Below are 13,649 nucleotides of genomic sequence, written 5' to 3' on the forward strand. Positions count from 1 at the left end.
TACATCTAATTCATTTTTCCTTTAATCTGTGAAAACCCTTTAAATCTGTGGCAAAAATTATTATTGTAATTCGTTACGGATAGTCCTATTATTTCTATCACAAATTTGACTCTTATCGGAGCAATCCCAAAGGGGTCTGATAGTGGTAGTTTTAAGGATTTACAAGAAACAAGATTGTTCCATAATAACTTCACCACACTTACATCACCGACAAGTGAAACAAAAAATCCGATAAACAGCTAAAAATTATAACATTTTATCAACAAAATGTTGTTTCGCAAAAAACAAACAAGTAGTTTTATGGCCTAAATATCTTACCCGAAAGTTTATGGCCAAAAATTACTTTTCAAAAAACACAGGTTCTCTTAGATTTACAAAAAAAACCTATCTTCTTTCCTTCTTTGCTACCAAAAAAGAAAAACAAAATAAAACCCAATCTCTAGTCGCCTTTTTAAGTCTCTTCATGATGCTTTTCTTGGGAAGCAAGATCGACGCTCAAACTACCACCGTAACAATTTCTACAACTGGCTCAGGAACTTGGACTGTGCCTGCAGGAGTAACCGGATCAATAACCGTTCAAGCATGGGGAGGTGGTGGTTCTGGAGGTGGTGCAGATGGAAATTCAAAAGGTGGTTCTGGTGGAACTGGTGGAACTTATACCAGTTCAACTTTTACTGGTATTACATCTGGAACTACTTACAACGTATTTGTAGCACCATCTACTTCAGGAACTAGTGCAGCTAACGGAACTAACGGGCAAGGAACTTGGTTTAATACTACCGGAACTTTATTTGCTAATGGAGGATTAGGAGGGTTAGTTGGAAATTCAATTGCAAATGGAGCTTTAAGAGCAGCAGTTACAACTGGAAGTATTGGAACAACCATTATGGTTGGTGGATCAACAGCAGCAGGAACGAATTCAAATGGTTCTGCTGGTGGAAATAGCGGAAATAGCGGAGGAATAGGTGGAGCGGCGGTAGGAGCTTCAAATAATGGTTTTCCCTCTGGAAATCCAGGTTCTGCCGTGGGAGGTGGTGGTAGTGGATCAGCAGTAGGAGGAGGTAGCTGTGGTTGCTCTAGTACTGGAGGTGCAGGAGCACGAGGAGAAATTAGAATTACCTATAATACTCCAACTTGTACAAATCCGACTGCACAACCCACTGCTTTATCTTTAACCCCAACAAGTAGCACTATAAATGGTTCTTTTACTCTACCGAGTCCAGCTTCAGATAATTACTTAGTAGTACTTAATACTTCAGGCATTGCTCCTTCTCCATCAAATGCGACAACATATACCATAGGATCAACTACTCTTGGCGGTACTAATGTTGTTGTAGATAATGACAATAACAATACTTTTGCCACTACCGGTCTTAATGCATCGACTTTATATTATATCTATATTTTTTCTTATAATTCCGTATCGTGTAATGGAGGACCATCATACAATTCCATTTCCCCTTTAAACGGAAATAAAACAACATCGTCTTTTACTTATTGTACACCCGGCAATAGCGCTTGTAATGGCCCTACGATAACAAATATCACCTTCAATACCATCAATAATACATCCACTTGTTCGAATACAGATGGAAATGCTTACAATAATTACTACGCAACAGGATCTCCAACAACTTCTATTATCAAAGGCTCCAGCTACAACATTAGTGTCAATACAGCTACTACAGGAATCGTTTCAGTATGGATTGATTACAATAAAAATGGAAGCTTTGAAGCATCTGAATGGACACAAGTCTATACTTCTTCAACTAGTGGTAATACTAGCATTATAATTCCAATGGCAGCAATTGATGGTAATACATTAATGCGTGTTAGAAGTAGAAATTCAGGAAGTGCTAATGGTTCAGGTGATGCATGTACTACATTTGGTAGTGGAGAAACTGAGGATTATATAGTAAATATTTTATCTCCGGCACCATTAACAAATGGACCCGGAGGTGTAACTACTGATTTACAATTATGGTTAAGATCTGACTTACTCAATGGCACAACTAGTGTTGCTGACAATACTGATGTAACAACTTGGATTACGCAAGGTCGGGGCAGTAATGCTACAAAGCCTACTTCAATTGGTGCTCCAAAATACAGAAATATTGCAACACACAATATCAATTTCAACTCAGTAGTTGATTTTACAAATAATTATAATACTGCTCCTCAAGTTTATACGGACAACGATGCGACTAGACAATATTTAAAAGGCTCCTCCGGATTTTATAGTCAGGATATTTTTGCAGTAATGATACCTGATGTAACCGTTACCTCAGCTTTAGCAAGTATGGATATTTTTTGCGGAGATAAAAATTCAGGTGCTCAAGAAACTGATGGAACAGGAATTGGTTATGGAGCCTATACCAGTAGAATGAATAATGAAGTTTTGACCTATGCATTAGGTACTTCGGCTGGGCTGGGATTAGGCTACGGAGTAGCACATCAAAGCACAACTGCTTCATACAGTTCTCCAGGCATTATAAATGCAAGAAATAATGCTGGTGTAACCGGTACAGAATTATATTTTAATGCTAATAATGTAGGTACTTTTACCACGGATTCCGGATCATTTGCTAATGTCAATAATTCTCAATTCTGGATAGGTCGAAGTGAAGGTTGGGATGGAAGTTTAGATGGAAGAGTAGGTGAAATAATAACTTTTAGTTCAAGAGCTACAGATATACAAAGAAGTAATATTCAAAGTTATTTGGCTATAAAATATGGTATAACCTTAGGTGTTAATGGTACTTCCATGAACTATACCAACTCAGCTGGAGCAATCATTTGGGATGCAACCGCAAATACCGGTTATAATAATGATATTACTGGAATTGGTAGAGATGACCTATCAAAACTGAATCAAAAACAATCCAAAAGTGTTAATACATCTGATGAAATCACAATTGGTTTAGCTGATATTTATACAACTAATACAGCAAATACAAACACCTTTGATACGGACAAGAAATTCTTAGTTTGGGGTAATAATAAAGGAACTCTGGCAGCTCAAACTCCTGTTATCGTAAATATTAGTTCGGGAATAACTTCGCCATCTACTTTAACCAGTGATGTAAGTTTTGTCTCTGTGGGAAGAACCTGGAAAGTAATACAAACTGGAGGAAATGTCCCTATTGTCAAAGTATCTATTCCTTCAACAATGCTTACAGCTACTATAACACCTCCTGGAGATTATTTAATGTTTATATCAGATACTCCTGTTTTTAATCCTACAGCTGAATACCGTGTGATGACTGTTAATGGTTCAAATCTGGAAACCACCTATGATTTTGATGGAACCAAATACATTACTTTTGGGTATGCTCCAGAAAGAACTTTTGTACGTTGTATAAAATTTGATGGTGTGGATGACTATTTAGACGCAGGAAAGGTGTTAAACTTAAATACTTCTTTCACCGTTTCGGCTTGGGTAAATAGAAATAGCAGTGATAAAACCATCCTTTCTAAAAGAAACAGCACATTCTCTCAAGGATATGATTTAAGTATTAACAGTGCCGGAAAAGCAGAAATGAGCTGGATGGTTGGAGCGACAAAACATACTATTACTTCTAACGCAGTTATTCCATCAGGAAAATGGCATCATATAGGTGTCATTTATGATGGTTCAACTACAACTGCAAAAATGTATATTGATGGTGTAACAACAATCACTAACACTAGTATGCCAAACGTTCCTGCAACTACCGAATCCTTCTTGATTGCTGCTGCCGATGGTGTATCACCTACCTCACTTTTTAATGGGTCTATTGATGAAGTCCGTGTTTGGAACGTTGCACTTACTGAAGCACAATTTCGTTATGTGATGAACCAAGAAATACTAAGTAATACTACTCTAACTAATGGAGCTATTGTACCTAATGCAATAACATTGAATGATATTAGTAGTGTTCCATGGGCAAATTTGAATGCGTATTATCCAATGTCAACATACACGTACACTAATGCGAAAGATATTTCTAATTATAAATATACAGCTGCATTACGAAATTTAACAACTGTAGATTTACAAACAGCTCCTTTACCTTATGAATCAGCTATAAACGGAAATTGGGAAACTATAGGAGTCTGGACAAACAGTACGGTACAAGATTTACCGTACAGTACTTCAATAGAAGATCCTACAAAAATTATAGATTGGAATATTGTAAAAGTTAAAAACACGCACACAATTACTTCGGTAGGAAATAAAAAAGTTTTAGGATTATTTGTTGAACCAACAGCAAATTTAATTGCTACAACCACTGGAGGATTACAAACTGACGGAACTAAAATTGAAGTTTCCCATTACTTGAAACTAGATGGAAAAATTGATTTAGTGGGAAGATCACAATTGATACAAAAACTAGGCAGCGACATAGATGCAACTAGTTCGGGTTCATTAGAAAGAGACCAGCAAGGGCAATCTAACAAATATAATTACAACTATTGGAGTTCACCTGTGGGTGCAATGAACGCCACTACAAATAACAATGCTTTTACTGTAGCCGGAGTTTTAAAAGATGGAACAAACCCTGCAGCACCAGCAGCGATAACTTGGGTTAGCGGTTATGATGGAGCAACATCTCCATTTAGTTTAGCACGCTATTGGATTTATAAATTCGATAATTTAGCGAATGACTATGCCAATTGGACTCAAATAGGTGAAACAGGAATATTATCAGCAAGTAAAGGATTTACCTTAAAAGGGCCAGGAACTGTAGGAACACAAAACCTTACCTTTTTAGGAAAACCAAATAACGGTACTATAATAAATACAGTACTCGCAGATCAATTGTTACTTATAGGAAATCCCTATCCATCTGCATTAGATGCTGATAAATTTATAACCGATAACATTGGTTCAATAGGCACATCTATTACTGATCCCGCAATTGATGGAGCATTGTATTTCTGGGAGCATTATACAACTAACAACACCCATATTTTACGGGATTACCAAGGAGGTTATGGCATACGAAATCTATCTGGAGGGGTCGCTCCAAGCGCCACAGGCGTAGAGTTCATAAGTGGATCTGGTGCAGCAAGCAAGTTGATCCCTAATCAGTTCATTCCTGTTGGACAAGGTTTCTTTGTTGCTGGAAAAGCAGGAACAGGAGGAACAGTAACTTTTAACAATAGTCAAAGAGATTTCCATAAAGAAGATGAAGCTGGAGTTTCCCAAACAACGTATAGAATTCCTGTTAGTCCAAAAGCTTCTAGCCATTGGACGGATAATAGCAATGCTCCAATTGAGAAAGACACCCATAAAAAAATACGTCTAGGATTTAATGTTATCGACAAAACTTTCCACAGACAAGTACTTTTGGCCTTTATGGACGAAAAAGCCACTAGTGAAATGGATAATGGCTACGATGCTTTCAATATTGATGATTCACCAAGCGATATGTATTTATTGAATGGAGAAAATGAATTAGCAATTCAAGGAGAAGGTTATTTTGATGAAGATGCCTCCTTCCCTATTGCTGTTCGAACAGAAGCTACTGGAAAAGTATCGTTTGGTATAGATGCCTTAGAAAACTTTGATGAAAGCCAAAATGTTTTTATTTTCGATAAAGAAACTGACACCTATAATAGCATAAAAAACAGGCTTTATGAAGTAGAACTTCCTCAAGGATACTTTACGGATCGTTTCTCATTACGCTTTACAGATAAAACACTTGGTGTAAAGGATCTAATTTATGAGAATAGCATTCAAGTAGTCTTTACAAGTTCTAATAATGTTTTGAATATAACAAATGGTGCAAATGACAATACAGTTGCTGCTGTATCACTCTTCAACATTCAAGGAAAATTAATGTCTAAATGGGAGCTGTCTGACAAGGAACAAACCAGCATTAAAATCCCTATTCAAAACAAAACATCAGGAGTTTATATTGTAAAATTGAAAACTACTAAAGGAAATATCAATAAAAAAATTATCATCAAATAATTTAAAATAAAGTAACTTAAGAAAGACTTCTCATAACAGGGAAGTCTTTTTTTTTACTATTACACCAACTAAAAATTATTTATTGAAATCTTAAATCCTTAATTAAGAGCAGCTACCATTTATAATTACATTTTTTTGAATAGATGCGAAATTATTCAAAAATTCTAAAAACAGTTATTATTTATTTACAACAACAAGAGCTAAAATTCTTATAAAAAAATTAATTATTTAAAAATAGTAATTAACTTACAATAATTAAATAAACATGTATTTTATCGATTTTATTAGTACTTAAGCTGATTAATTGCAATAATAAATTTAAATTTATTGTGATTAATAAAAACACACTCAAATACATTCCTATCAAAATATAAAAAACTGAACCTTAATTAAATACAGTAATTAAAATATGGATAAAATTACTTTAATAAGCAAAAAATTAGTTTTTACGATTAGCCTACTTTTTATAACCTTTTTTGGAATTTCACAAACAACTCAAACCTTTTCCACATCTGGAACATTTACTGTTCCTGCTGGGATAACCTCCATACAAGTTGAAGCTTGGGGAGGTGGTGGCGCTGGTGGTGGTGCAACAGGAAATCCATCTGCTGGTGGTGGTGGTGCGGGTGGCGGCTATGTTAAAAATACATCCCTTACAGTAATTCCAGGCACTACATATACCGTTACTGTTGGAAATGGCGGAGTAGGTTCAACAGGCACAGGTGGTGCAGGAAACTCATCTTGGTTTGGGTCAACGACCACATTATTAGCTGTTGGCGGTAATGGTGGTAACGGTGCAAGTGGTAATCTTTCAACTGCTAGTGGTGCAATTGCATCCACAAGTGGTAATATTGGCTGGTCTTCTGGTTTTAATTATTATGGAGGAGCAGGTGGAACCGGTGTAATATTAGGAGTATCAAGTGGCGGTGGTGGCGGAAGCGCAGGAACAACGTCAAATGGAAATAGTGCTCTTATCATGCTTGGAGGTGCTGCAGTTACTGGAGGTGGCGCTGGGGCAACAGGATTAGATATCACTAGCGACGGAAATTCAAGTACTGCTTTAGGCGGTGCTGGAGCAGGGGCTAGAACAGGAATCGGTGCAGATAAATCAGGAGGAGATGGCTATAAAGGTCAAGTAATTATCTCATGGACCTGTCCTACTTATAGTTTAACGTCAACTCTATCAGCAACTCCAATCTGTCCAGGCAACACAGCCAGCACATCAATAACATCCTCAGCAGCAGGGCTACCAGTAGGAACTTATACTGTAACATACAACTTAACAGGAGCAAATACAGCAACAGCAAATACAGCATCTATGACTGTTACAACCGCTGGTTTAGGAAGTTTTTCTACAAGCACGCTATCAACTTCCGGTACAACTACTATAACAATTACAAATCTGGCAAGTGGTGGAACTACTCCTAATAACTGTAGTTCTAACATTACCACAAATAATATAACAAATGTAACCGTAAATACCTCTCCTACGATTACAGGTACGACTCCCGCTTCTAGAATTAGTTCTGGAACTGTTGTACTTGGAGCTACAGCTTCTGCCGGAACCATTTCTTGGTATACTGTCGCTACAGGCGGAAGTACTTTAGGAACAGGCTTCAGTTATACTACGCCATTTATTGCTACAACTACAACCTATTATGTTGAAGCGGTTAATGGATCATGTATTTCTGCAGCAAGAACAGCTATAATAGCAACCGTAAATTTACCCGAAATAAATATTCTGGGAAATGCTATTTCAATTATTGATGGCGACACAACCCCAAGCATCACAGATTGGACAGACTTTGGATCAATGGAAACCAGTACGGGAATCATCACAAAAACATACACTATTCAAAATACGGGTACTTCAGCCTTATCCATAGGAGCCATAACTATTTCTGGAACTAACGCTGGCGATTTCGCACTTACCACAAGTCCGAGTGCTTCAATTCCTGCAGGAGGCAGTACTACATTTTCAGTTACCTTCAACCCTAATACCTTAGGTTTGAAAACTGCCGCAATTTCTATTGTAAACGATGATACTGATGAGAATCCTTATAATTTTTCCATTCAAGGCACGGGAATCCAAACCTTTTTTGACAGCGACGGGGATGGCGTTTATGACAATTTTGATATTGATGATGATAACGACGGCATTCTGGATGCCACCGAGGAAATAAATTGCAATAGTTCCAATGGACATAAAGTAGATTATAAGTTTTTAAATGAAACCTTTGGTACAGGAGGAAAAACTTCAAGCTTTACTGCTGCTTATAATGCAACAACAACTTATTGCTATGAAGATGGAATTGTAGGTTCTAATACTACAGAATGTCCGTTTCAATCATCAAAAATACTTGATGACGGAGAGTATTGCGTAGTTAGTAAAATAACCGGTACAGTAGCAAGTGACCCTGAAAACATTCATGGTGATTTAGCTTGGTACAATGGGGAAGATCATACAACAGGAGATGCTAACGGAAGAATGGCTGTATTTAATGCCAGTTTTACTCCTGGAGTATTTTATGAAACAACCATAACAGGAATACTGTCTAATCTTCCGGTAACCTATAGTTTTTGGGCGTTAAATATAATGGCACAATCCACTTTTCCAAGCTCAATTTTACCAAATATAACTGTACAATTTGTTGACTTATCAAATAATGTACTTGCCACTTTCAGTACAGGAGATATTGGGAGATGCGCGGGAAGTGTAACAGATAATACATGTACTACAGGGATTTGGAAACAATTCACCACTAGTGTAAATTTAGGTAATGTAAATGCCTTCACTATCCGCTTCATCAACAATGCACCTGGTGGTGGTGGTAATGATCTTGCATTAGACGACATTATAATTTCACAAACTCTATGTGATTTAGACAATGATGGCGTTGCAGATTTATTTGATCTTGATGCCGATAATGATGGTATTGAAGATGTTATTGAAGCTGGTTTAGGAAGCCTAAGTAATGCCAGAGGGAAAATAGATGTAGCTTGGGCTGACGCAAATGGAAACGGACTTCATGATAGTAGCGAATCAGTGGCAGCATTACCTGCATTAGACTCTGATGGTGATGGGATTCCTAATTATATTGATTTAGATAGTGATAACGATAGTCTCTTTGATGTAGACGAATCTGGAGCTGGAAATATTCATGCAATTGATCCCGGTTTTAATAATGGTGATGGAGACATCAATGGTGATGGTGTTGGTGATGGTCCGGAATCAGAAACATTTAGAAGTAAAGACATTAATGGAGACGGAATAACTGAAGGGTTTGGCGACGGAATATTAGATATTTATGATTATGGTACCGGAGCTACATTCAATGCTCAATATGGAAATTTAGACCAAGGCATTGCAACTGGAAATCCTGCTACTACTTATTTAAAAGACACTGATGCCGACGGAATACCTGATTATTTAGATGTCATGTCCAATGGAAGTACATTTGATATTGCAAACACATTATTAATCTATGACTATAAAACTTTAGATACTAATAATAATGGAATTATTGATGGTACAACTGACATTGATAAAGATGGAATCCTAGACATATTTGATACTAATACTGCTTCTTTTGGTTCACCAAGAGACATCCGAACCAAACTATTTCTAGATTTTGACGGAAGAAATGATTATGGACAAAGCACCGCAATTCTTGGTGGTTTAGCCAATGCATCGCTCATGGCATGGATTAATTTAAACCCTGCATTTTCTTCAGAAGGAGTCATTGTAGGACAAAATAATTTTCAAATACGAATTACTGCCGGCAAGAAATTAGAAGCAGTTGTAAATGGAACATCAGTCCTTTTTAACACCACCTTAAATGTGTCACAATGGTACAATGTTGGCGTAATTTATGACGGATCAAACATCAAGTTATATTTAAATGGTACTTTGGTGACGAGCCAAGCTAAAACAGGAAGTATTCCAGCAGATGCATCGCTGCTTACTTTAGGAAGAGATCCTGGCACAAATACAAAATATTTTAAAGGAAAAATAGATGAAGTAAGAGTATTCAATTTGGCCTTGACCGAATCCCAATTACAAAGAATGGTCTACCAGGAAATTCAAGATACAGGTTCCCAAATTAGAGGTTTAATTGTTCCAAAAAACGTAGCCTCCTCTCCTATTTCTTTGCCTTTTAGTAATTTGCTTCGATATTACAGAATGGATAATTACAAAGATGATATCATTGATGACCTGACGACTCCAGCAATTGATATCATTGGAACAAAAATATACAACCATAAAAACATTCACGTTCAACAAGCACCAATGCCATTCTTAACAGAACGAAATGGAAGTTTTGCAACTGCGGTAAACAGCCCCACTAAAGAAATCAGAGGTGAAGATATCATGGAACAAGACTGGTCGATTGTCCATGTAAAACATGACATTACAGAAACCGCAAACAATATTGATTTAGGAATGATGGTAGATGCTGGTAAAAATATCATAATGAATAATGATACCAAAATACAAAATGATTGGTATTTAAAATTAGACGGAAAAATTGATTTAGTCGGCATGTCACAATTAGTTCAAACTGCTGAAAGCGATTTAGACGTTACAAGCTCAGGATATATTGAAAGAGATCAAAAAGGACAATCAAATTTATACAATTATAATTATTGGAGCTCTCCAGTCAGCCCAATAAATACAACTACAAATAACACTAATTATACCGTTTCTGGCAGTTTGAAAGATGGAACAAATCCTATAGCACCAACAGCAATAAATTGGATTGGCGGATATGACGGAGCTCCTACATTTCCTATTAGTCTAGCCAGATATTGGCTATATAAATTTGATGATTATACTAATGATTATGCAAATTGGGTTCAAATAACTGAAAATGATCCAATACGAGTAGGGCAAGGATTCACTTTAAAAGGAAGTGGTGGTGCATTAGGAACTCAAAACTATACTTTCATTGGAAAACCAAATAATGGATCAATAACAACAAATACTGTAGGTGATGATCAACTGTTATTAACCGGTAATCCTTATCCATCGGCACTGGATGCCGAAGCTTTCATAACAGCCAATATAAATTCAAATCCCTCCACAGATGGAACATTATATTTCTGGGAACATTATGACAGCAACAACACCCATACTTTACGTGATTACCAAGGAGGTTATGCCGTTAGAAATTTAACAGGAGGATTAGCCCCATCAGCGGCTGGTGTTGATTTTATCAGCCAGTCAGGAACTCCGTCAAGAGGTATTCCTAACCGCTATATTCCGGTTGGGCAAGGCTTTTTTGTAAATGGAAAAATTGGTTCTGGAGGAACGGTTATTTTCAACAATAGTCAAAGGGGTTTTCATAAAGAAAATGACGCTTTGAACTCAAATGTAATGTACAAAACTACATCCAGTAAAGAGAAAGCCTGGAATAACAATGATAATGATGTAGTAATAAATGATACTTATAAAAAAATTCGATTAGGATTCAATTCCCATAATGACCATCACAGACAGGTATTGTTAGGATTTATGGATGAGAAAGCGACCAGCGAAATGGATCTCGGTTATGACGGTTTAAATATCGATGACTTTCCTAATGATATGTATTTTTTGAATGGGGAAAATCAACTGGTAATTCAAGGTGAAGGTTTTTTTGACCTCGATGCTTCCTACCCTATTGGTGTAAAAACGGATGCCGCTGGGAAAGTAAAATTCATGATTGACGGTTTAGAAAATTTTGATGCTAACCAGCCTATTTTTCTATACGATGATGAAACTAAAATATACCATAATATCCGAAATGAAGTTTTTGAAATCAATCTAACAGTAGGTGAACATCATTCTCGTTTTTCATTACGATTCAAAGACAAGACATTAAGTGTTAACGATGAAACCAGTATTCATAATGTAATAAGAGTAGCCCATTCACAAAGCAAAAACACAATAATAATCAACAACAAAACACTAGACACGACTGTTCAAGAAGTAAGTTTATTCAATATTATTGGACAATCAATAACCACTTGGAAAATTGAAAACCAAGGACAATATGACATACAACTTCCAATTAAAAAAATAAGTTCAGGAGTGTATATTGTAAAACTAAAAACGTCTAAAGGAGATCTCACTAAAAAAATAATAGTAAAATAATTCCACAATTAATAAACTAAAAAAAGAGAAAACTGTCTGAAAAGACAGTTTTTTTTATGTCAAAATTGTTTCTAAAAAAGGAAAAAAAGAAAACCTTCGAGTTTAATTTTTTTAAAACGAGTAGTTTGTCGGGAGATAAAATCCTTTTATCGAAAAAAGGATTCTTTTAGACAATACATCGTTATAAATCACTAATTTTAAGTCAATTAAGATAAAACATCTAAAAAAACAATATATAAAATCCGAACAAAATCATAGTTATTGTCATTTTTGAATATCAATTCTAAAAAGATAAGATATAAAGAATGACTACAGTTTGATTCATTTTTTCATTGCAAATAATACCACTACAATAAACTTTATTTACTTCTGTAAAAACCATAGATTATTCTATGTCCAGTTTACAAAATCATTAATTGTTTGATTAAAAAGTGTGCCTATTATGAAAAAAAAATACTCTAGATTCAATATAAATTCATTTTTTGTATTACTAAATTCGAAGAATTCTCTTTTGATTGTTTTGATTCTTTTTCTGTTCAGTTTGGATAATTTTGCCCAATCCATATCGAGTTTTAATCCAATTAATGCCTGTACCAATTCTGGGTCTTCAGTTATCATAACTGGAACTAATTTTACTGGAGCGACTTCTGTCACCTTTAATGGTGTAGCTGCGACTTCTTTTACTGTCGATAATGACTCCCAAATAACTGCAATACTGAGCGCAAGTGCCTCAACTGGATTTATTTCAGTAGTTACTCTTTTAGGAACTGCTACGAGTACCGGTGTTTTTACAGTAGATTCCTTACCAACTGCAACTGCAGGAGGAACACAAACCATTTGTTCAAATGCAACCGCAACAATAAGTGGAGCTTTCGCGACTAACGGAACAATCGTATGGACTGAAAACGGAGCAGGAAATATAACTGCAGGAGCTACAACACTAACTCCTACTTATACTCCCACTGCTGCCGATGCTGGAACTTCTGTTACTTTAACAATGACCGTAACCAGTGATAATGCTTGTGCGCCACAAACTCAAACTGCAACCTATACAGTAATTGTTAATCCGTTACCAACTGCAATTGCCGGTGGAACACAAACCATTTGTTCAAATGCAATCGCAACCGTAAGTGGAGCTTCCGCTACTAATGGAACAATCCTATGGACTGAAAACGGTGCAGGAACAATAACTGCAGGGGCTACAACGCTAACTCCTACTTATACTCCCAATGCTGCCGATGCTGGAACTTCTGTTACTTTGACAATGACCGTAACCAGTGATAATGCTTGTGCACCGCAAACTGAAACTGCAACCTATACAGTAATTGTTAATCCATTACCAACTGCAACTGCAGGAGGAACACAAACCATTTGTTCAAATGCAACGGCAACAATAAGTGGAGCTTCCGCGACTAACGGAACAATCGTATGGACTGAAAACGGAGCAGGAAATATAACTGCAGGAGCTACAACACTTACGCCAACTTATACACCAACAGCTGCCGATGCTGGAACTTCTGTTACTTTAACAATGACCGTAACCAGTGATAATGC

2 protein-coding genes and 1 pseudogene are annotated in these 13,649 nt (G+C 36.4%); all 3 read left to right on the forward strand.

The window, feature by feature from the left end:
* The first annotated feature begins 328 nt into the window (after positions 1 to 328).
* Positions 329 to 5,959, forward strand: coding sequence for a T9SS type A sorting domain-containing protein (locus QLS97_RS16470; RefSeq protein ID WP_282718191.1), 5,631 nt, complete (start codon positions 329 to 331; stop codon positions 5,957 to 5,959).
* A 409-nt stretch (positions 5,960 to 6,368) separates the two neighbouring features.
* Entirely contained in the window at positions 6,369 to 12,095 is a 5,727-nt protein-coding gene (locus QLS97_RS16475; protein ID WP_282718192.1) for a choice-of-anchor D domain-containing protein, read from the forward strand.
* 442 nt (positions 12,096 to 12,537) lie between these two features.
* Positions 12,538 to 13,649 (forward strand): annotated as a pseudogene (locus tag QLS97_RS16480) (IPT/TIG domain-containing protein); the annotation flags it as partial.

Origin of the sequence: Flavobacterium yafengii (assembly GCF_030010375.1) — a bacterium.
Classification (GTDB): Bacteria; Bacteroidota; Bacteroidia; order Flavobacteriales; family Flavobacteriaceae; genus Flavobacterium; species Flavobacterium yafengii.